The organism is Lentzea sp. NBC_00516 (assembly GCF_036346835.1).
GTDB classification, from domain to species: domain Bacteria; phylum Actinomycetota; class Actinomycetes; order Mycobacteriales; family Pseudonocardiaceae; genus Lentzea; species Lentzea sokolovensis.
The window spans coordinates 1840203-1860367 of the sequence record NZ_CP107840.1 but is presented as its reverse complement, the minus strand read 5'-3'; the positions used below and the strand labels follow the sequence as shown (position 1 = coordinate 1860367).

The window sequence follows — 20165 nt, the reverse complement described above, 5'->3', positions numbered from 1 at the left end:
GCGTCTACAGGTACTTCTTGAGCTCCCGCTTGGCCAGCGACATGCGGTGGACCTCGTCGGGGCCGTCCGCGAGGCGCAGGGTGCGGGTGGCGGCCCAGAGTTCGGCGAGCGGGAAGTCCTGGCTGACGCCGGCGCCGCCGTGGGCCTGGATGGCCTTGTCGAGGACCCATTCGGTCATCGACGGGGTGCCGATCTTGATGGCCTGGATCTCGGTGTGGGCGCCCTTGTTGCCGACGGTGTCCATCAGCCACGCGGTCTTGAGGACCAGGAGCCGGGCCTGTTCGATGCGGACGCGGGACTCGGCGATCCACTCGTGCACGACGCCCTGGGCGGCGATGGGCTTGCCGAACGCGACGCGCGACGAGGCGCGGCGGCACATCAACTCGAGGGCGCGTTCGGCCATGCCGATCAGGCGCATGCAGTGGTGGATGCGGCCGGGGCCCAGGCGGGCCTGCGCGATGGCGAAGCCCTCGCCCTCACCGGAGATGAGGTTCGAGGCGGGGACGCGGACGTCGACGAACTCGATCTCGGCGTGGCCGCCGTGGGCGTGGTCGCCGTAGCCGAAGACGTGCATGGCGCGTTTGACGGTGACACCGACGGCGTCGCGCGGGACGAGGATCATGGCCTGCTGGCGGTGACGTTCGGCGTCGGGGTCGGTCTTGCCCATGACGATGAAGATCGCGCAGTTCGGGTTCATCGCGCCCGAGGACCACCACTTGCGGCCGTTGATGACGTAGTCGTCGCCGTCGCGTTCGATGCGGGTGGCGATGTTGGTGGCGTCGGAGGAGGCGACCTCGGGTTCGGTCATGCAGAACGCGGAGCGGATCTCGCCGTCGAGCAGGGGCTGCAGCCACTGCTTCTTCTGCTCGTCGGTGCCGAACATGGAGAGCACCTCCATGTTGCCGGTGTCGGGGGCGGCGCAGTTCAACGCCTCCGGCGCGAGGTGCGGGCTGCGGCCGGTGATCTCGGCGAGCGGCGCGTACTGCAGGTTCGTCAGGCCCGCGCCGTGCTCGGGGTCGGGCAGGAAGAGGTTCCACAGGCCCTGGCGGCGGGCCTCGGCCTTGAGCTCTTCGAGGACGGGCTGGCGTTCCCACGGGTCGGCGGCGTCGTGCAGCTGCTGCTCGAGGACCGCTTCGGCCGGGTAGACGTGCTCGTCCATGAACGTGAGGAGCTTGGTGCGCAGTTCCTCGGTCTTGGCGTCGTAGGCGAAGTCCATTAGAGCTCCTTGTGGGCGGCGGCGAGTCCCTGCCGCACGAGGGGAACGGTGAACGCGCCGAGCTTTTCGAAGCCGGCGCCGACGGTCTTGCCGCTGGCGAAGCGGAAGTGGATGCCTTCGACGATGACGGCGAGCTTGAAGTAGCCGAAGGCGATGTACCAGCCCAGGCCGGAGGTGTCGGTGCCGGTGCGGGCGGTGTAGCGGGCGACGAGCTGGTCGGCGGACAGGAAGCCGGGCAACGAGGTGACGCCGCCGGTGATGGGGTCGTTGTCCGCGCCGAGGCCGGCCCAGTAGACGTAGAGCAGGCCGAGGTCGGCGAGGGGGTCGCCGAGGGTGGCCATCTCCCAGTCCAGCACCGCGCTGATCCGCAGTGGTGACTCGGTCACCAGCGCGTTGTCGAGGCGGTAGTCGCCGTGGATGATCGCCACGCGCTTCGAGTCCGGGACGGTGTCGGCGAGCTTGTCGCGCAGTTCGTCGACACCGGGCAGGTCGCGGCTGCGGGACGCGTCGAGCTGCTTGCCCCACCGCTTGACCTGCCGGGCGAGGAACCCCTCCGGGCGCCCGAAGTCGCTCAAGCCCACCGAGTCGGGGTCGACGGAATGCAGGTCGGCGAGCACGTCGACCAGCTTGCGCGACAGCACGGTGGCCTTCTCGGAGTTGAGCCACGGGCACTGCGACCGCTCACGCAGCGCCACACCGGGCATCTCCTCCATCAGGTAGAACGGCGCGCCGATGACGGAGGGGTCCTCGACGAGCTTGTGCGCGCCGGGCACGGGGACGTCGGTGTCGGCGAGCGCGGAGATGACGCGGAACTCGCGGGCCATGTCGTGGGCGGTGGCGAGCACGTGGCCCAGGGGCGGGCGGCGCAGCACCCACGTCTGGCTGCCGTCGCTGACGCGGTAGGTGAGGTTGGAGCGGCCGCCGCGGAACAGCTCGCCGGTCAGCGGGCCCGTGCCCAGGTGTGCGGCCAGTGCCTGCAGGTCGAGGCCGGGAAGGTCGGTCACAGGTTCACTCCGAGGGTGGCGAGGTGGGCGCGGGTGCTCTCAGCGCTCGTGTGGCGCAACGCGTGCATGCCGACCGACTGGGCGGCCTCGACGTTGATCGGCGCGTCGTCGAAGAACACCGCGCGCCCGGCAGGGACACCGACCCGCTCGAGGGTGTGACGGTAGATGCGCTCGTCGGGTTTGCGCAGGCCGACACGGCCGCTGATCACGACGGTGTCGAACAGCTCGACGAGCAGGTCCTTCGGATAGCCCTCGCCCCAGCTGTTGGACAGCAGCGCGGTGTGCAGGCCGGCGGCGCGGGCCTTGCGGACGAGTTCGACCATCGCCGGGTCGGGCGTCGCACCGCCGAACATGCGCTTGAGCAGCCCGTTCTCGTCGATCTTGGCGCCGGTGGTGGTGATCAGCTCGGCGGCCAGCAGCCGTTCGAACTCGGGCACCGTCAGCTCGCCGGTCTCCAGGCGGAACACGGGGTTGTCCGGGAGCGCCTCGCGGCTGAGCCACTCGCGCATGATGCGGCCGTAGACGTCGCGGTCGATGGCCTCGGCGTGCAGCCAGGCGCCGACGAACTCGGGCACGGAGACCGTCAGGACGCCGCCCCAGTCGAAGATCAGAGCGTCGACCAGTGGCTGTGCCGGAAGCGTTGTGTCACCCACGACTCGGAGGGTACCGACCGGTCGGTATGTCGGCAACCGGGGAGTGCGGCATCGACTTTCGGAGGATGGGACAAGTTCTCTTTATGCGGTTTCCGGGCCCCTCGCACCCCGATACGTTCGAGCCCGAAGGGGGTCCACATGGCCAGGACTGTGACGGTGGCTTTGGCCGCCGCGATGACGCTCGCTCTCACCCAGGTCCCCGCCGCCCAGGCGGACGGCGCACAGATCGTCAGGACCGACAAGGGTGCGGTCGCCGGCACGGTGACCAGCACGTATCGCACGTTCGGCACCATCCCGTTCGCTGCCGCGCCGGTCGGCGAGAACCGGTGGCGGGATCCGCGGCCGGTGACTCCGTGGCAGGGGTGCGGGACGCGACGACCCCCGCGCCGAGGTGCGCGCAGGGCGCGGGGCTGGGGCAGCCGCCCTCGCAGACGGAGGACTGCCTCTATCTGAACGTCACCACTCCGGCGGGGAACTCGGCGCGGCCGCGGCCGGTGATGGTGTGGATCCACGGCGGGTCGTTCACCAGCGGCGGTGCGTCGATGTACGACGCGCGGTGGCTGGCGACCAGGAACGACGCCGTGGTCGTGACGGTGAACTACCGGCTCGGGGTGTTCGGGTTCTTCGGCTACCCCGGACTCGCCGGCTCCGGGACGTTCGGGATCGCGGACCAGCAGGCGGCGCTGAAGTGGGTGCAGCGCAACGCCCGTGCGTTCGGCGGTGACGCGCGCAACGTCACGGTGTTCGGGGAGTCGGCGGGCGCGTTGAGCGTGTGCGCGCAGCTGGCGTCACCGCGTGCGGCCGGGCTGTTCGCGAAGGCGATCATCCAGTCCGGGCCGTGCGGGGTCGACGCGCCTTCGCCCGCGGAGCCCGGGAAGTTCGAGCACCTGTGGAAGCCACGCGCCGAGGTGGAGAAGTCGGGTGTGGGCACGGTGGGCTGTGCCGACCTCGCGTGCCTGCGGGCGCAGCCGGTCGAGAAGCTGCTGACGGTGCACGACCAGTTCACCTCCCCCGCCTACGACACGGCGGTGTTGCCGATCGATCCGATCCTCGCCCAACGCACCGGTCGGATGCACCGGGTGCCGACGCTGGTGGGCACGACGCACGACGAGATGACGTTGTTCGTGCCGGAGGCCTTCCCTCAGCCCGTACCCGAAGCGGCGTATGGAGCGACGTTGGGCGCGTTGTTCGGTGCGGACGCGGACAAGGTGGCGGCGCGGTATCCGGTCAACGGCAACGGGGACGCGCGGGATGAGATCGCGCGGCTGCTGACGGACAAGTCGTGGTCGTGCGCGTCGGCGGTGACGCGCACGGAGCTGGACCGGCACGCGCGGGTGTCGGGCTATGAGTTCGCGGATCAGAACGTGCCGGTGTTCTTTCCCGGGCTGCCGCCGTTTCCCGGTGGCTACAAGGCTTTTCACGCCTCCGAGCTGCCGTTCCTGTTCGACTTCGGGGTGCCGTTGACGGCGGGTCAGCGGGAGCTGTCGGACTACATGATCGCGGCGTGGGGCCGGTTCGCGCGGACCGGTGATCCGGGCTGGCGGGCCGGGGTGCAGTCGCTGGCCGCGGGTGCGGTCGGGCCGGCGGACTTCTCGAAGGATCACAAGTGCGAGTTCTGGGGGTCGTTGTGAGGACGATGGTGCCGGCGGTCGTGGCCGCCGTGATGGCGTGTGCGGTGATCGTGAGTCCTGCCGCCGCGGACAGTGGTGCGGTGGTGCGCACGGACAAGGGTGCTGTGCGGGGCACGGTGACCGAGGCCGTGCGGACGTTCGGGAACATCCCGTTCGCCGCTGCGCCGGTCGGTGCGAACCGGTGGCGTGATCCGCAACCGGCCGCGCGGTGGCAGGGCGTGCGGGACGCGACGACGCCCGCGCCGTTCTGCGCGCAGAACTCCCAGCTGGGGCAGCCGTCGTCGGAGACCGAGGACTGTCTCTACCTGAACGTCACGACTCCGGCGGGGAGTTCGGCGCGGCCGCGGCCGGTGATGGTGTGGATCCACGGCGGCGGGTTCACGTCCGGTGCGGCGTCGATGTACGACGCGACGTGGCTGGCGAGCAAGAACGACGCCGTCGTGGTCACCGTGAACTACCGGCTCGGCGTGTTCGGGTTCTTCGGCCATCCGGGTCTGGCCGGGTCGGGTGCGTTCGGGCTGGCCGACCAGCAGGCGGCGCTGCGGTGGGTGCAGCGCAACGCCCGTGCGTTCGGTGGCGACGCGCGCAACGTCACGGTGTTCGGCGAGTCCGCCGGTGGGCTGAGCGTGTGCGCGCAGCTGGCGTCGCCGCGTGCGGCGGGGTTGTTCGCGAAGGCGATCATCCAGTCCGGGCCGTGCGGGCTGCACTTGCCGGCGTTGACGGCGCCGGGCGAGTTCACCGGCGTGTGGCGTGCTCGGACCGACACGGAGAAGGCGGGCGTCGGGGCGCTGGGGTGCGCGGACGTGGCGTGTCTGCGGGCGCAGCCGGTGTCGAAGCTGCTCACGGTGCACGAGCAGTTCGCCTCGCCGTCGTACGACACGGCGGTGTTGCCGATCGATCCGAGGGTCGCACAGCGCACAGGCCGGATGCACCGTGTGCCGACACTGGTGGGGTCTACGCACGACGAGATGACGTTGTTCGCGCCGTTGTTCTGGCCGCAGCCGGTGCCCGAGACGTCCTACCAGGAGCAGCTGGTCTGGTTGTTCGGTGCGGGAGACGCGGAGAAGGTCGCGGCGCGGTATCCGGTCAACGGCAACGGGGACGCGCGCGACGAGATCGCCGAGTTGCTGACCGACAAGGGGTGGGCGTGCCCGTCACAGACGGCGCGCGACGAGCTGGGACGGCGTGCCCGTGTGTCGGGGTACGAGTTCGCCGACCCGGACGTGCCGATGATCTTCCCGGACTTTCCGCCGTTCCCGGAGTACGGGGCGTATCACGGCTCTGAGCTGCTGATGCTGTTCGACATGGGTCAGACGTTGACGCCGCGGCAGCGCAAGGTCTCGGACTACATGATCGCGGCGTGGGGCCGGTTCGCGCGCACCGGTGATCCGGGCTGGCGGGCCGGGGTGCAGTCGCTGGCTCCCGGAGCGATCGGCGGCACCGATTTCGCCCTGGATCACCAGTGCGGGTTCTGGTCGTCCATTCTGTAGCTCATGCCCGGTTACCGCGGACTCGCCCGCGATCGCGAGTTCCGCGCCCTGTTCATGGCGCACGTGGTGTCGGTGGCCGGGGATCAGTTCGCCAGGGTCGCGCTGACGGTGCACGTCTACGACCGCACCGCCAGCGCGGGCCTCACGGCGCTGACGTACGCGTTGACGTTCCTGCCGGACCTGCTCGGCGGGCCTCTGCTCTCGGGGCTCGCCGACCGGTTCGCCCGCAAGAAGGTCATGGTGGCCGCGGATCTTGTGCGCGCGGCCCTGCTGCTGGTGATGGCGGTGCCGGGGCTGCCGTTGTGGGTGCTGGCGGCACTGCTGGTGACGGTGCAGCTCGCGGGGGCGCCGCACGGGGCCGCGCGGGCGGCGTTGCTGCCCAACATCCTTCCTGACGAGCGGTATCCGCTGGCCCAGGCCGTGCTGAGCACCGTCACGCAGGCCGCGCAGGTGGCCGGGTTCCTCGGCGGCGGCGTGCTCGTGGCGTCGCTGGGGCCGGGGCCGGTGTTGCTCGCGGACGGGGTGACGTTCGCGGTGTCGGCGTTGCTGGTGGCGGTGTTCCTGCTCGACCGGCCCGCGCCGGGCCACCCGCACGTGCGGGCGTGGCCGGCCGATCTGCTCGGCGGGGCGCGGCTGGTGTGGGGTGATCGGCGGCTGCGGGCGCTGGTCGCGCTCGCCTGCGTGTCCGGGTTCTACATTCCCGCCGAGGCGCTCGCCGCGCCGCTGGCGTCCCAGCTCGGCGCGGGTCCCGCGGCGGTGGGGGCGATCTTCGGCGTGGTGTCGGCCGGGACCGCGCTGGGCATGGTGGTGCTCGCGCGCGTGCCGTCCGGGCGTGGGCTGCGGTGGATGCCGTTGCTGTCGGTCGTGTCGTGCGCGGTGCTGCTGCCGATGGCGTTGTCTCCGGGGCTGGCGTGGACGTTGGTGCTGCTCGGGCTGTCGGGTGCGGCGAGCGGGTATCAGCTGCTCGCCAACGCGACGTTCGTGCGGTCGGTGCCCGACGCGACGCGCGGGCAGGCGTTCGGCCTGGCCGTCACGGCGTTGCGGGTGTCGCAGGGACTCGGGATCGCGGCGGCAGGGGCGGCGGCGCACTGGTGGCCGGTACCGCACGTCGTCGCGGTCATCGCGGGGTTCGGGGTGCTGGCGGCGGCGGGTGCGGCGTGGGAGTGGAAACAGGCCTGCGTTCAGGCCGGACAACCACAAACGTCACCGTGACGGTGGAGGGTGCCGGCGAGCACCCTCCTGCGCCACCACGATCTCACAAGGGCTCAGACGGTCCAGTCGGTCGACGCGAACGTCCAATCCGTCGATGCCGCGAACGTCCAGTCGGTCGAACCGGAGCTGAAAGTCCAGTCCGTCGACTTCGCGAAGGTCCAGTCAGTGGAGGTGAAAGTCCAGTCGGTGGACAGCGCGCGGTTCATCATGACCGTCTCCTTGTGGGAATGCGGGGTGTGCAATGAGGGGTGAAAACACGAGGACTGCTCGGGGGTGAGGTCCCCCACATGGAGCCACGACTTCGCGTGACCCGGTAGCTACAGTGGTTTGTTCCTGATGGTTTTCGGTGGGGGTGGCAGCGTGCCTAGGCTCGACCCGCGCCGGTGGAAGTTATGGTCCCTTCCTCCTGTCGTGCTGACCTACGTCGTGACGATTGCCGTGCTCGCGGCACTCGTCACGCTCGCGACCGCACGGCTTACCCCTGTCGAGGTGCGCCACTGGGCCTGGTTCGCGGCCCTCACCGCGGCAGCGCTCATTCATCTGGAAGCGGCGCGCGGAATCGAACGCATCCGCGAAATCTCCTCTGAGGGCGTCCCTCACGCGCAGATGCAATCGGTGTGGCAATTCGCGGGCGTGCTCGTTCTCCCGATGCCACTGGTCGTCCTGATGGTCGTGACCATCTACCTGCACGCGTGGCTGCGGGTGTACGGCCGCAGGGCCGTTCTCTACCGGAAACTGTTCTCCGCGGCCACTGTCGTACTTGGCTGTGCCGCAGCGCAATGGGTCCTGGCCATGTTCTCCGCCTCAACCCCGTCCGAACTGGACGGACCACGCGGCCTCATAGCACTCGTGATCGCGGGATTCCTCTACTGGTTCGTCAACTACGCCCTGGTCGTGGGCGCGATCATCATGACCAACCCGGCGAACCCGCTCAAGACAGCACTCGGCCACGCCTCCGACGTCCTCATCGTGACCGCGTCGGTCGGCCTCGGCTCCGGCATCGCCATCATCGCCACCGCCCGCCCGTGGCTCTCGCCGATCCTGCTGCTCACCGTCCTGGCCCTGCACATGGGCCTGCTGCTGCCGCAGTTCCGCGTCGCCGCCCGCACCGACAGCAAGACCGGCCTGGTCGACGCCACCTTCTGGCACGACGTCGCCGAACGCGAGATCGCCCGCGCCCGCCGCCTGGTCTCCACCGTCGGCGTGCTGATACTGGACCTCGACCACTTCAAGCAGATCAACGACACCTACGGCCACCTCGCCGGCGACCGGGTGCTGCGCGCCGTCGCCGACGCCCTCAGACACGCCGTGCGCTCCTACGACCTCGTCGGCCGCTTCGGCGGCGAGGAGTTCGCGGTCCTGCTGCCCGGCGTCGGCACCACCGAGGTCCGCGCCACCGCCGAACGCATCCGCTTCGACATCGCCCGCCTCGAGATCGAGGTCATCGACCGCCTCGGCAACCCCCGCGTCATCACCGGCATGACCGGCTCCGTGGGCGCCGCGGTGTTCCCCGACATCGCCAGCGAGCTCAGCCCGCTGCTGCTGGCCGCCGACGAGGCCCTCTACCAGGCCAAGAACAACGGCCGCGACCGCGTCGCCACCGCCGCCGCCCGCTAGCCCGTGTCCCTCGGTTCCCCTCGGTCAGTCCCAAAACCCCTGGTCCACGAAGGCGCCGCGGCCGGCTGAAGTTAGTCTTCCCCCTCGATCGATCCTGGGGGATTGCATGGGCTACTGGGCCACGACTTTCATGATGTTCAAAGCTTCCTGGCGGGTGCTGCGCGCGCAACCGCGCATCTCCGCCTTCCCGATCTTGTCCGGGTTGACGGTGCTGCTCGTCGCCACAGCCTTCCTGAGCCCGGTGCTCTTCACCGCGCACCGACCCGGCGCCGCGACCTGGGTGCTGCTCTTCGCCGGATGCCTCCTCGTGGTCACGATGGTCACCACGTTCTTCAAGGCCGCGCTCATCTCCCAGGCCCACACGGCGCTGTGCGGCGAGCGCGCCGGCATCGGCGCCGGACTGGTGGCGGCAGGACGCCGCTGGCCACGACTGCTGACCTGGTCGGTGCTGACGCTCACCGTGTCCGCCGTGCTGCGCGCGATCGAAGGGCACGCGGATTTCGCCCTGCGGTTCCTCGGCGTGCTCGGCGAAATCGGCTGGAACCTGATCGCCTACCTCGTGCTCCCGGTGCTCACGCTCGAAGACGTGACACTGCGCGACGCGCCGAAGCGCTCCGCCGACCTGCTGCGCCGGACATGGGGCGAGAACATCGCGGGCTACGCGGGCCTGAGCGTGCTCGGGGTGATCGCGTCCGCGGCGGGTGTCGCCGCGGTGATCGGGCTGGGCTCGCTGGTCGGCGGCGACACGGCGCTCTACGTCTGCGTCCTGCTGTCGCTGGCGTGGGTGCTGCTGGTGACCGTCGTGCTGGCCACCCTCAACGGGATCTACCAGACCGCGCTGTACCGGTTCGCCGCGGAGGCAACGGTGTCCCCCGCGCTCGGCGACCTCGATCTTCGTGAGTCCTTCGCGCACGCCTGAGCACGGCTCCGAGGTCTCGGCCGCGACCATCGCGGCCGAGACCTGCTAACCCGCCAGGAACTCCTCGATCCGCGCCGACACCGTGTCCGGGTCCTCCACCCACGGGTAGTGCCCCACACCCTCGTGCACGAACAGCGTCGCGTCCGGGAACAGCGCCGCCAGCTCGACGCAGCGCCGCACCGGCGAGATCGGGTCCACCTCGGACGCGTACACCAGCACCGGATGGCCGAAGTCCGCGATGGCCCGCCGCAGCACACCCGGCACGAACGCCCCCTCGGCGTTGTAACCCAGCGCGACCTCGTACTTCCACTGACCCAGCTCCGCGTCCGCGTGGGCCCGGGTCCGCTCGTCCCACCGCGCGTACAGCAACGGCGACGCGGCCACCCGGTTCTGCACCGAGTCGTCACCGGCGGCGTTGCGTCCCAGGGCCGCCGTCGCCGTCTCGAACCACGGCTGATCAGCACGGGTGGCCAGGAACGTGTCCCAGTCACTCTGCTCCGGCGACAACCCGACGCTGCGCAACGCCGGGGTGAGCAGCACCAGCTTCCCGACACGATCCGGGTAGTCCGCCGCATACCCCATCGCGATGCCGGCACCAGCGGAGTGACCGAGCACGTCCACCACGTCCAAGCCCAGGTGACGGCGCAGCATCTCCACGTCCCGCACCAGCATGTCCCGCCGATAGGTGAACGGATCCGCCGGCTCGTCCGACGCCCCCGTGCCCCGGTTGTCCAGCACGACCAGCCGCCGCGACGCGTCCAGCCCGCCGAGCGTCTCCAGGTACTCCGACGCCCGCCCGGGACCACCCGCCAGCACCACCAGCGGGACGCCGTCCCCTGCTTCTCGATAGGCGAGTTCCGTGCCGTCGAACGAGGTGAAGCGTGCCATGCTGCACATCATGCCGAAGATCGCCACGGCCGACCTCGTCGACCGGCCGCAGCTGCTCGAGTTCCTCGCCACCCGCCACCACGGCGTCCTCATCACCCACCGAACCAGCACCGACGGACTGCAGGTCTCGCCCGTCTCCTGCGGCGTCGACACGCAGGGCCGCATCGTCGTCGCGACCTACCCGCAACGCGCCAAGGTCCGCAACGCCCGCCGCAACCCCAACGTCACCATCTGCGTGCTCTCCGAAGACTGGAACGACGCCTACGTCCAGATCGACGGCACCGCCGAGGTCCTCGACCTGCCAGAAGCGCTGGAGGACTTCGTCGAGTACTACCGCTGCATCGCCGGCGAACACCCCGACTGGGACGAGTACCGCGCCGCCATGCTCCGCCAGGGCAAGTCCCTCATCCGGATCACCATCGACCGCTGGGGCCCCATCGCCACCGGCGGCTTCCCGCCCGAACTGGACGCCTGAGCACGCCGTGAAGCTCTGGATGAAGATCGTCCTGTGGGTCTACATCGCCTTCAACCTGCTCCAGGCCGTCGTGCTCACCTTCAACCCCGAGCTCACCGACCGCGCCTACCTCGGCGGCGAGATGACCCCCACCCGCCACTTCCAGTGGTACTCCGTCGCCGGCTACCACGTCCTCATCATCGCGATCACGATCATCGCCATGGGACTGAGCCGCGCGGCCGACCGGCGCAAGCTCATCGTCCTCAACGCGCTCATGTACCTGTTCTGGGACGCGGGCTCACAACTCGCCTACTGGGGCCGCGAGATCGGCATGGCCACCTCCGACCTGCTGATCAACACCGGCGTCAGCATCGCCACCGGCCTCATCCTGCTCGCCGTCGCCTGGTTCGACCGCGAACCCGCTAGCTAGACCCCAGTTTCGAAGACCACTGCCCACCCCACCCTGCGGGCTGCTCCAGCAGCCCGCAGGATCCGCCGTGCGGACCCTCGATCGACGCGACCAACCCGATCGGCAACCGCGACGGCTTCAACCGCACCTCACCGTCCAACTCGGACACCCGCGCGCACACCGACTCGATGTCGTCGACCGCGAAATAGACGCTCCACATGGACTCCACCCCCAGGCTGGAGTGCATGGTGCCCGCGACCGGACGCGGATCACCGTGCCGCGACGACGTGTACAGATCGAAACCCCGATCCCCGTCCGCGGTCTCCCAGCCCAGCTCACGCTTCCAGAACTCGTCGCTCTCGTCCGGCGTGCTCGTCAGCAACTCCACCCAGCACGGCTCACCCTGCCGAGGCGGCGGCGCCCACGGACCATGAAGAACACGACCGGTGTCCACAGAGGAGTCCTGCGTCAGCTCACGCGCCCCGTCACCACCGAAGACCACGCGCCAACCCTGTTCCCCCGCAACGACCTGAGCGGCGAGTCTGTCCCCCACCCACCCCGAGAACGACCCACCAGGCTCCGCGATCACCGTCCACCCGAGAACACCGGCGAAGAAATCCACCGACAACTCGGGCTCGGCAACGCTCAACTCAAGACGACGAAGACCACAAGACGACACGGGCATCCCATCGGGCGCGGATCAGGAGCGGGCCCCATCCTCTGCTCCGACCACCTGAGACGACAATGCGCCATTCGGCGGCATGCGCTCCGCACTCACCACGTCACGCAACGGGATCGGCCTGCCGAGGTGGAAACCCTGCCCCACCCGCACGCCCAGCCGCTTCAAAGCGTCCACCTGCGACGGACGCTCCACCCACTCCGCGACCGCCGACAGCCCCAGCCCGTTGGCGATCTGCACGATCCCCGACACCAGCACCGCGTCGGCCTCGTTCGTCTCGATGCCCTTCACGAACTCGCCGTCGATCTTGATGCCCGTGATCGGCAGATGCTTCAGATGCACGAACGACCCGAACCCCGAACCGAAGTCATCGAGGGTGATCCGGCACCCGAAACTGCGCAGCTGCGTCGCCAGCGTCACCGCGGCGTCCAGATTGGTCACCGCCGCCGTCTCCGTGATCTCCAGCCCCAGCCTGCCCGGCGCCACCCCCGCCGAACCCAGCTTGTCCAGCACGAAGTTCCCGAAGTCAGGGTCTTCGAGGGTCCGGCCGGAGACGTTGACGTTGAACCGCAACCGCGGATCCGGCTGCGCCACCAGCGCGTCGATCGCCGTCGTCAGCACCCACCGGTCCACCTCGAGGATCAGATTCGACCGCTCCGCCACCGGCAGGAAGTCCGCCGGACCCAGATACGGCTCCTGCTGATCCTCCAGCCGCAACAACAACTCGTGACCGAGCACCTGACCCGTCGTCAGCTCCACCATCGGCATGCCGTACAGCGCCAGACCGTTGCCCGCCAGCGCCGCCCGCAACCGGTCCAGCACACTGACCCGCTTCACCGTGTCCGCGTAGTGGTTCGGCTCGTACACCGTCACCCGGTCCCGGCCCGCCGCCTTCGACGCGTACAACGCCAGATCCGCGTTCGCCAGCACCAGCTCCCACGAGTCACCCGGACCGAACTCCGCCAGCCCCGTGCTCACCGTGATCCGCGCCGGCGTCCCGATCCCCGCCAGCGGGAACCCCGCCACCGCGTCCCGCAACCCATCGGCCACCTCGGACGCGTCCTTCGGCGACGCCCCCGGCAACACCACCGCGAACTCATCACCACCCAGACGAGCGATCAACCTGTCACCCAAACGGGACTGCAACGCCGACGCCAGCATCCGCATCACCCGGTCACCCACCGCGTGCCCGCGCAGATCGTTGACGTCCTTGAAGTTGTCCAGGTCCAGCACCAGAAGCGCACCCGAACCGTTGTTCGCCAGCTCCTGCTCCAAAGCACGCGTGAGCGCCCTGCGGTTCGGCAGACCCGTCAACGGATCCTGCTCGGCCATCCTCACGAGCTCGTCATGCACCCGCGACGACTGCGTCACGTCGTGCGCCGTACCCAACGCCCGCAACGGAGTCCCGTCATCACCGACGACGACCTCACCGAAGCACTCGAACACCCGCTCCTTGCCGTCCGGCCGCAACATCCGGTGCGTGTACGTGAACACCGAACCCGTCTTCAGCGCCGCGTCCAGCGTCTCCTCGATCATCGGCAGATCGTCCGGATGCACCAGCTGCGAATACAGCTCGAAGTCGAACGCCGTCCCCGCCGCGAACCCGAACATCTCCAGCAAAGTGTCCGACCACGTCACCCGATCCTCGCGGATCGACCACTCCCACGTCCCCATGCGCCCCAGAGCCTGAGCCCGGCGCAACGCGTCCGCCTCCTGCGTCACCGTCAACTCACGATCACGCCACGCCGACACGTCCACGACCTCGTACATCAGGTCGTCACCCAGCCGCGAGCACCGCACCTCGAGCCACTTCGGACCCGGTACCAGCACCTCACGAACAGGCGCCGGCACCTCGGGCACCCCCGGAAGCAACGCGGGCAACGACCGGCCGTACGCCTGCTCGACCGGAACCCCCAGCACAGCACCCAACGCGCGGTTGCACCACAACAGGTTCCCGCGCGAATCCGTCACGGCATAGCCGACACCCGCTCGGTCCAGCACCGTGCGGCAGTAGGAGGTCACGCGCGTCATGATCGTCCGATCACCGGACGTAAGCAACCCGCTACGCCGGTCAGTTCGCTGATGTACGAACGGCTATCTCAGCCGCTCCAAACCCTTCGCCGACTCCACCAGCTCCGCGGCCAGCTTCCTCAGCTCGTCGTTCTCGGCCCCGTCCTGCGCCGCCGTCACCACATCCTCCGCGGCGCACCGCAGCTGGAACAACCTGTCCTGCAGATCCGCCAGCTCGGCGGTGCTCAGCACCACCGCGTCCTCCGGCAGACCACCCCGCTGCAACGCCGCCCTGCGCTCGTAAGCGCGCTGACGGCACGGCTGCGCGCAGTACCTCCGCGGCCGGCCGATCCTCCCACTCCCCGGCAACCGCCTCCCGCACCACGCACAGTGCCTGGGCTCATCCGCCTCCATGGAGCGCTCCATGGCGCGCGACGGTAGCGAATAGCGGTGTGCGGTCTCCAGCGACGCGCCAGAAAGCCCGACCTTCGTAGGGAACCGGACACTACCCGCATGGTCGTTGGTGCTCGTTTTTGGAGGGGTTTGATCAACTTCCGTTGTTTCGACCACCGAGAAATCTGATTTCAGTTCACACTGAAGCAATAGAGACAAAGAAGAAAGTGTGTCGCCACCCACCGTCCACCCCCGAGCCACCGCCGGAAGGCACACTCACCTCCCGTGACACATCCCTACCTCGCAGGCCAACGCCCCCGAGCCTTCGCCCACCGCGGCTGGCACGTCGACGACCTCACCGGCATGGAGAACTCGCTGAGCTCTTTCCGCCGGGCCGTGCAGGAGGGCTACCGCTACATCGAGACCGACGTCCACGCCACGTCGGACGGTGTCGTCGTCGTGCACCACGACCACACCCTCGACCGCACCACCGACGCCCACGGCATCGTCTCCGAACTCCCGTGGACCGAGGTCCAGCACGCCCGCGTCGGCGGCCGCGAACCCATCGCCCGCCTCGCCGACGTCCTCGAAGAACTCCCCGACACGTTCTTCAACATCGACGTCAAGTCCGAAAGCGCCGTCGAACCGATCATCGCCCTGCTGCGCAAAGCCAAGTCACTGCACCGCGTCTGCCTCGCGAGCTTCTCCGACAACCGCCTCGCCCGCCTGCGCAAGATCGCCGGACCACAACTGCTCACCTCCATGGGACCCCGCTCCGCCGGCGCGCTCTGGGCAGCCGGCCGCATCCCACTGGCAGGACTCGCCGTCCGCGGCCAGGTCGCCCAGGTCCCCGTCAACCAGGGACGCCTGCACATCGTCGACCGCAAGTTCGTCCAGGCAGCCCACCGCAGGGCACTCGAAGTGCACGTCTGGACCATCGACGACGAAGCCGACATGCGCGCCCTGCTCGACCTCGGCGTCGACGGACTCGTCACCGACAGGCCCGACGTCCTGCGCGAAGTTCTCCGGTCCCGCAACAGCTGGTAACAGCTTGGACAGTCGATCATCGGCCGTGTCGGCGGACAAGTACAGTCCGCCGACATGAAGAGCAAGGGCGACGACGCCGCCGACGCCGACAACGCCGGGCGCCGCAAGAAAGAACAACGCGGCTGGGTCTGGTACGACGTGGCGAACTCCGTGTTCCCCACGTCCGTGATCACCGTCTTCCTCTCGCTGTACCTCACGAGCATCGCGACCAACGCGGCCAAGGCGGACAGCGCGCTCAACGGGGCCAACCCGTGCGCGAACGACAACGCCTTCGACCACTGCGACGTCACGATCCTCGGCCTGCAGTTCCCCTCCGGCTCGCTCTGGGGCTACCTGCTCTCCATCGCCACCGTGGTCCAGGTCCTCGTGCTGCCCGTCATGGGCGCCATCGCCGACCGCACCCAGAACAAGAAGAAGATGCTCGGCTTCTTCGCCTTCACCGGCTCCGCGGCCACCATCGCGCTCGCCACCGTCGAAGGCACCAACTGGAAGCTCGGCATCGGCCTCTTCATCATCGCCAACATCTGCTACGGCGCCAGCGTCGTCGTCTACTACGCCTTCCTGCCCGAGATCGCGACCCCCGACGAACGCGACGCCGTCTCCAGCCGCGGCTGGGCCTTCGGCTACCTCGGCGGCGGCGTCGCCCTCGCGATCCAGCTCGGCATCACGCTCTCCGCCGACTCCCTCGGCATCACCTCCGGAGACGCCGCGCGCATCGCGTTCGTCATCTCCGGCATCTGGTGGGCGGCCTTCACGATCATCCCGCTGCGCGCCCTCACCGAACACCAGCGGCCGCACGGCGGCGAGCAGGGCGTCTCGGTGATCTCCGCCGGCTTCAAGGAACTCGGCACGACCCTCAGGCAGGCCAAGGCCTTCCCGCTCACGCTCGCGTTCCTCGGCACCTACCTGATCTACACCGACGGCATCGCCACCGTCGCCAACGTCTCCGCCCAGTACGGCAGCGTCGAGCTCAAGTTCGAACAGCAGACGCTGATCACCGTGATCCTCATCGTCCAGTTCGTCGCGTTCATCGGCGGCGTCCTGCACGGCTTCGTCGCCAAACGCGTCGGCGCCAAGAAGACGATCCTCGGCTCACTGGTCGTGTGGATCGTCGTGATCACCGCCGCGTTCTTCGTCAAGGCGGGCGACGAGACGTCGTTCTACCTCGTCGCAGCCGGCATCGGCATCGTGCTCGGCGGCACGAACGCCCTGTCCCGCAGCCTCTTCAGCCAGATGGTGCCGCCCGGCCGCGAAGCCCAGTACTTCTCGCTATACGAGGTCGGCGAACGCTCCACCAGCTGGCTCGGCCCACTGGTCTTCGCCGGCGTCGGCCAGGCCACCGGCAGCCTGCGACCCGCCATCCTGGCACTGATCATCTTCTTCGTCGCCGGCTTCGTCCTGCTGATCTTCGTGCCCGTCCGCCGCGCCATCAAGGCCGTCGGCAACAACGAACCCGCACTCGTCTAACCGATCCGCGGCGCCGCTTTCGAGCGGCGCCGCACCGGCGCCACCGCGACGAGGACCAGCAGCGCGGCCAGCCCACCGGCCAGCACGAAGACCCCGGCGTCCGCGAAGACCAGGAACACCAGGAACACCAGCGGAACCAGTTGCAGCACGGCGAACAACGACAGCGCACGGCCCAGCACCGCGTCACCACGCACGAACGCAACCACCCGCACGACCACGGTGATCAACCCGATCGCGATCAGCCCCACGCCCGTGGCGACTCCACCGAGTACCCCGAGAGCCACCGCTCCCCCACCCCACCACGCCAGCCTGCGCACCGGCGGCGTCGGCGCCTCCCGGTGGAAACCCAGGCACAGACACGCGAGCGTCACGAACGAAGGCAGCTGGAACAACCCCCACAGCAGCGGGTTGTGCGGCAACGTCATCGACACCACCGCCACCAGCACCGGCCCGGCGGCCGCGATCTTGGCCAGCGTCCGCCGCCCGCTCAGCAACGCGCCGAACGCCACGAACGGCCCCAGTTCCAGCACCCGCCACAACGCGAACTCGAGCGGGTACTCGCCGTCCGACCGCGCAACGAGGTTCACGACCGCCGCCGTGGCGTAGAACATCCCGAGCAACAACCCGAGCATCCCCAGCGCCCGCACGACCTCCCCGCGCCACATCACCTTCGCGGGCACGCTGCCCAGCCCCGCGCCCGCGGCCAGGTGCGTGCGCACCGCGAGCCCCAGGATTGCCCACGTCTCCCCCCACCCCGGCCAGCTGTGCTCCAGATCGAGGTCGTCGTCCCGCTCGGCCAGGAAGATCCCGACCATCTCCTCCTCGCGGTCCTGCCGGTACCACCGGGGCAACACCCTCAGCAGCAACCGGTAGCGCCGCTCCAGATTGCTCACGCCCGACCCGCCCATGCCTGGAGCCCCCTCCCCCTCAGCACCGCGCTCGCCGCCCGCACGTTCGCGCTCAGCCTCGCGACCTCCGCCTGCAACGCCCGCACACCGGAGTCGGTGAGCTTGTAGTAGCGCCGCAGCCGCCCCTGGTGCACCTCTTCGCGGTCGCGCTCGGCGAGCCCGTCCGCCACCAACCGGTCCAGCACCCCGTACAGCGTGCCGACCCGCAACACCATCCGCCCTTCGGACAACTGCTCCACCGCCTGCACGATCGCGTAACCGTGCAACGCCTCCTCCGCCAGCGCGGTGAGGACGAGGAACGTCTGCTCGGACATGACCCGACCACTCATGTCGCTGAATATATCGCGGCACGAGCTATATCGGGAAGCGGAACGACCAGCGAGAGCTGATTTCAGGCAACACTGAAGCAATAGAAGCTGTCGAGGACGGTGGCTGCACGATCAGCCGGCTCACGGACGCACTTGCCGCCTCCCCTCCCCGATGTCGTCAAGCCGGCCGCCAGCGCCACCTCTCCCCCCGCCGATGAGCCCTCGGCGGTTCTTCGCCTACGTCGGCGCCGGGCACGCCGATTCCCCACCCCTCTCCCCTGCCGATGCGCACTTGTTCGTCCGGCGCGGCGAGGGACCCCTCGAGAGGTTGGGCGTCAGTCAACACTGAAGCTATCGAGTGATCCGAGCCGAGATGAGGTTTGGAACCGCCGAAAAGCGGCTATGCCGTCCCGAAATGGCAGGTCGCACTCGAACGACCCGGCGTGAGGGAGGGATGAACCGTGGGGATTCCTCATGATCGGGATCCAGGCACTAGGGTGACCCGCCGTGGACGCCCTTCCCGATCCGACAGACGCCCTCTCCGCTGTACCTGTCGCTGGTTCCCGGCGCTCGACGCCGGTGGTGGGGCACCTCAAGTTCTTCTTCGGTCCCATGGACTGCGGCAAGTCGACGCTCGCGTTGCAGATCGACCACAACAACTCGCGTCAGGGCAGGCGCGGCCTGCTGCTGGTGCGCCACGACCGATCGGGCAAGCCGCAGATCTCCAGTCGCATCGGCATCACGCGCGAGGCCGCGGAGATCCGCGACGACGACCTCCGCGCACTGGTGAGGTCGGAGTGGGCCGAGGGCCGGCGAGTGGACTACCTGATCGTCGACGAGGCTCAGTTCCTCTCCCCCGCCCAGGTCGGGCAGCTGGCGGAGCTCGCGGACGACGTCCAGGTCGACGTGTACTGCTTCGGACTCGCCACGGACTTCCGCGGCGAGATGTTCCCCGGTTCGCAGCGGCTGTTCGAACTGGCAGACGAGCTCAAGGCGATCCAGGTCGAGGTGTTGTGCTGGTGCGGGGTGCCGGGGCGGTTCAACGCGCGGGTGCGGGCCGGGCAGGTGATCCGCGCCGGAGACACGGTTCTGGTCGCCGACACGGCTTCGGACACGGAACAGCACCGATCGGGTACAGAGAGCAACAGTGTTACCGAGGCCACGGAAACTACTATCCGTTACCAGGTGCTCTGTAGGCGTCACTTTAGGTTGGGCGACCTAGGCCCTGACGTCGCACAAAGTGGTCAACTTCGGTTGGCGTAGGCGACTACCCACAGGCCCCACTGGGCCATTAGAGTGATGCATGAGCGCAGGAGCTTGATAACGCGTCACGATCCTGTGGCGATCGCATCCATTAGTAGGAAGCCTTCGTTGACGAGTGAAAGACGTCACTGTGGGCGACCATGAGAGCGAACCGGAAACAAACGGAGCAATCCGGGCGTTGCACACGGTGAGCAAGAAGCCTGGGCCCCGGCCCTGAGCCGAGCGAAAGGACACCGCCATGGCCGACCGCGTTTTGCGTGGAAGCCGGCTCGGAGCAGTCAGCTACGAGACCGACCGCAACCACGATCTCGCTCCGCGCCGGGCAGCGCGGTACGCCTGCCCGAAGGGACACGACTTCGAGGTCCCCTTCTCCGACGACGCCGAGTTGCCGCCGACCTGGGAATGCCGTCTCCACGGCACCGAGTCGAAGATCATCGACGGCGTCGAGCCGGAGGTCAAGAAGATCAAGCCGCCGCGCACGCACTGGGACATGCTCCTGGAGCGCCGGTCGATCCCCGAGCTCGAGGAGCTGCTCGACGAGCGGCTCGAAGAGCTTCGCGGACGCCGTACCCGCACGGCCTGATCCAGACCAGCTAG

The 20165-nt window shown here is 69.0% G+C and carries 20 protein-coding genes and 1 pseudogene; 11 read left to right on the top strand and 10 right to left on the bottom strand.

Features of this window, described 5'->3' with window-relative positions:
• Positions 1-4 precede the first annotated feature (4 nt).
• From OG205_RS08235 to OG205_RS08225, 3 genes are read right to left on the bottom strand one after another with little or no spacing between them, the layout of a single operon-like run.
• A complete protein-coding gene (locus tag OG205_RS08235; protein WP_330275648.1) occupies positions 5-1216 on the bottom strand; it encodes an acyl-CoA dehydrogenase family protein in 1212 nt (403 codons plus the stop codon).
• Positions 1216-2220: a phosphotransferase family protein gene (locus OG205_RS08230; protein ID WP_330275647.1), complete on the bottom strand. Its 1005-nt coding sequence runs from the start codon at positions 2218-2220 to the stop codon at positions 1216-1218. Before OG205_RS08230 ends, OG205_RS08235 begins: the two co-directional genes overlap by 1 nt.
• A complete protein-coding gene (locus OG205_RS08225) occupies positions 2217-2873 on the bottom strand; it encodes an HAD family hydrolase (protein ID WP_330275646.1) in 657 nt (218 codons plus the stop codon). The genes OG205_RS08230 and OG205_RS08225 overlap by 4 nt, the downstream gene beginning before the upstream one ends.
• A 138-nt stretch (positions 2874-3011) precedes the next feature.
• On the opposite strand from OG205_RS08225, the pseudogene OG205_RS08215 reads away from it, so the two are divergent.
• From OG205_RS08215 to OG205_RS08205, 3 genes and pseudogenes are all read left to right on the top strand, one after another.
• Positions 3012-4504 (top strand): annotated as a pseudogene (locus tag OG205_RS08215) (carboxylesterase/lipase family protein).
• Positions 4480-5994, top strand: a complete 1515-nt coding sequence (locus OG205_RS08210; protein WP_330275644.1) for a carboxylesterase/lipase family protein — start codon at positions 4480-4482, stop codon at positions 5992-5994. Before OG205_RS08215 ends, OG205_RS08210 begins: the two are co-directional and overlap by 25 nt.
• Before the next feature lie 3 nt (positions 5995-5997).
• A complete protein-coding gene (locus OG205_RS08205) occupies positions 5998-7206 on the top strand; it encodes an MFS transporter (RefSeq protein ID WP_330275643.1) in 1209 nt (402 codons plus the stop codon).
• 53 nt (positions 7207-7259) lie between these two features.
• Here the strand turns inward: OG205_RS08205 and OG205_RS08200 are convergent, their stop codons facing one another.
• On the bottom strand, positions 7260-7415 hold the full coding sequence (locus OG205_RS08200) for a hypothetical protein (RefSeq protein WP_330275642.1): 156 nt from the start codon (positions 7413-7415) through the stop codon (positions 7260-7262).
• 202 nt (positions 7416-7617) lie between these two features.
• Between OG205_RS08200 and OG205_RS08195 the strand changes: the two genes are divergently transcribed.
• Positions 7618-8823 carry a GGDEF domain-containing protein gene (locus OG205_RS08195; protein ID WP_330275641.1) on the top strand — a complete coding sequence of 402 codons (1206 nt, stop codon included), beginning with the start codon at positions 7618-7620 and terminating at the stop codon, positions 8821-8823.
• A 106-nt stretch (positions 8824-8929) separates the two neighbouring features.
• Complete coding sequence (locus tag OG205_RS08190; protein WP_330275640.1) at positions 8930-9742, top strand: DUF6159 family protein; 813 nt, start codon at positions 8930-8932, stop codon at positions 9740-9742.
• Between the two features lie 45 nt (positions 9743-9787).
• On the opposite strand, the gene OG205_RS08185 is transcribed toward OG205_RS08190, so the two are convergent.
• A complete protein-coding gene (locus OG205_RS08185) occupies positions 9788-10630 on the bottom strand; it encodes an alpha/beta fold hydrolase (RefSeq protein ID WP_330275639.1) in 843 nt (280 codons plus the stop codon).
• A 10-nt stretch (positions 10631-10640) separates the two neighbouring features.
• Between OG205_RS08185 and OG205_RS08180 the strand changes: the two genes are divergently transcribed.
• Both OG205_RS08180 and OG205_RS08175 read left to right on the top strand, forming a co-directional pair.
• On the top strand, positions 10641-11105 hold the full coding sequence (locus OG205_RS08180) for a PPOX class F420-dependent oxidoreductase (RefSeq protein WP_330278125.1): 465 nt from the start codon (positions 10641-10643) through the stop codon (positions 11103-11105).
• Positions 11106-11124: 19 nt separating this feature from the next.
• Positions 11125-11514: a hypothetical protein gene (locus tag OG205_RS08175; protein WP_330275638.1), complete on the top strand. Its 390-nt coding sequence runs from the start codon at positions 11125-11127 to the stop codon at positions 11512-11514.
• On the opposite strand, the gene OG205_RS08170 is transcribed toward OG205_RS08175, so the two are convergent.
• From OG205_RS08170 to OG205_RS08160, 3 genes are all read right to left on the bottom strand, one after another.
• Positions 11507-12142, bottom strand: coding sequence for a VOC family protein (locus tag OG205_RS08170; protein ID WP_330275637.1), 636 nt, complete (start codon positions 12140-12142; stop codon positions 11507-11509). The two genes, OG205_RS08175 and OG205_RS08170, sit on opposite strands and share 8 nt — an antisense overlap.
• A gap of 51 nt (positions 12143-12193) precedes the next feature.
• The gene (locus OG205_RS08165) at positions 12194-14194 is read right to left on the bottom strand and encodes a putative bifunctional diguanylate cyclase/phosphodiesterase (protein ID WP_330275636.1); all 2001 of its coding nucleotides are present in this window, start codon (positions 14192-14194) and stop codon (positions 12194-12196) included.
• Between the two features lie 72 nt (positions 14195-14266).
• Positions 14267-14608, bottom strand: a complete 342-nt coding sequence (locus tag OG205_RS08160; RefSeq protein ID WP_030466128.1) for a hypothetical protein — start codon at positions 14606-14608, stop codon at positions 14267-14269.
• Between the two features lie 252 nt (positions 14609-14860).
• Here OG205_RS08160 and OG205_RS08155 point away from each other — a divergent pair, with 252 nt between their 5' ends.
• Both OG205_RS08155 and OG205_RS08150 read left to right on the top strand, forming a co-directional pair.
• Positions 14861-15622: a glycerophosphodiester phosphodiesterase gene (locus OG205_RS08155; protein WP_330275635.1), complete on the top strand. Its 762-nt coding sequence runs from the start codon at positions 14861-14863 to the stop codon at positions 15620-15622.
• A 54-nt stretch (positions 15623-15676) separates the two neighbouring features.
• The gene (locus OG205_RS08150) at positions 15677-17089 is read left to right on the top strand and encodes an MFS transporter (RefSeq protein WP_330275634.1); all 1413 of its coding nucleotides are present in this window, start codon (positions 15677-15679) and stop codon (positions 17087-17089) included.
• On the opposite strand, the gene OG205_RS08145 is transcribed toward OG205_RS08150, so the two are convergent.
• Together OG205_RS08145 and OG205_RS08140 are read right to left on the bottom strand one after the other, a co-directional pair.
• Positions 17086-17982: a hypothetical protein gene (locus OG205_RS08145; RefSeq protein ID WP_330275633.1), complete on the bottom strand. Its 897-nt coding sequence runs from the start codon at positions 17980-17982 to the stop codon at positions 17086-17088. The two genes, OG205_RS08150 and OG205_RS08145, sit on opposite strands and share 4 nt — an antisense overlap.
• Positions 17979-18326 carry a PadR family transcriptional regulator gene (locus OG205_RS08140; protein WP_319980647.1) on the bottom strand — a complete coding sequence of 116 codons (348 nt, stop codon included), beginning with the start codon at positions 18324-18326 and terminating at the stop codon, positions 17979-17981. The genes OG205_RS08145 and OG205_RS08140 overlap by 4 nt, the downstream gene beginning before the upstream one ends.
• 486 nt (positions 18327-18812) lie before the next feature.
• On the opposite strand from OG205_RS08140, the gene OG205_RS08135 reads away from it, so the two are divergent.
• Together OG205_RS08135 and OG205_RS08130 are read left to right on the top strand one after the other, a co-directional pair.
• Positions 18813-19568, top strand: coding sequence for a thymidine kinase (locus OG205_RS08135; protein ID WP_330275632.1), 756 nt, complete (start codon positions 18813-18815; stop codon positions 19566-19568).
• 238 nt (positions 19569-19806) lie between these two features.
• Positions 19807-20151, top strand: coding sequence for an RNA polymerase-binding protein RbpA (locus tag OG205_RS08130; RefSeq protein ID WP_065919117.1), 345 nt, complete (start codon positions 19807-19809; stop codon positions 20149-20151).
• Positions 20152-20165 lie beyond the last annotated feature (14 nt).

Excerpts from the sequence above, each read along its gene's own strand:
- OG205_RS08180 (WP_330278125.1), top strand. The coding sequence starts at position 10,641 with ATGCCGAAGATCGCCACGGCCGACCTCGTCGACCGGCCGCAGCTGCTC.
- OG205_RS08140 (WP_319980647.1), bottom strand. The coding sequence starts at position 18,326 with ATGAGTGGTCGGGTCATGTCCGAGCAGACGTTCCTCGTCCTCACCGCG.
- OG205_RS08130 (WP_065919117.1), top strand. The coding sequence starts at position 19,807 with ATGGCCGACCGCGTTTTGCGTGGAAGCCGGCTCGGAGCAGTCAGCTAC.
- OG205_RS08190 (WP_330275640.1), top strand. The coding sequence starts at position 8,930 with ATGGGCTACTGGGCCACGACTTTCATGATGTTCAAAGCTTCCTGGCGG.
- OG205_RS08175 (WP_330275638.1), top strand. The coding sequence starts at position 11,125 with ATGAAGATCGTCCTGTGGGTCTACATCGCCTTCAACCTGCTCCAGGCC.
- OG205_RS08200 (WP_330275642.1), bottom strand. The coding sequence starts at position 7,415 with ATGATGAACCGCGCGCTGTCCACCGACTGGACTTTCACCTCCACTGAC.
- OG205_RS08185 (WP_330275639.1), bottom strand. The coding sequence starts at position 10,630 with ATGGCACGCTTCACCTCGTTCGACGGCACGGAACTCGCCTATCGAGAA.
- OG205_RS08150 (WP_330275634.1), top strand. The coding sequence starts at position 15,677 with ATGAAGAGCAAGGGCGACGACGCCGCCGACGCCGACAACGCCGGGCGC.
- OG205_RS08205 (WP_330275643.1), top strand. The coding sequence starts at position 5,998 with ATGCCCGGTTACCGCGGACTCGCCCGCGATCGCGAGTTCCGCGCCCTG.
- OG205_RS08160 (WP_030466128.1), bottom strand. The coding sequence starts at position 14,608 with ATGGAGCGCTCCATGGAGGCGGATGAGCCCAGGCACTGTGCGTGGTGC.
- OG205_RS08235 (WP_330275648.1), bottom strand. The coding sequence starts at position 1,216 with ATGGACTTCGCCTACGACGCCAAGACCGAGGAACTGCGCACCAAGCTC.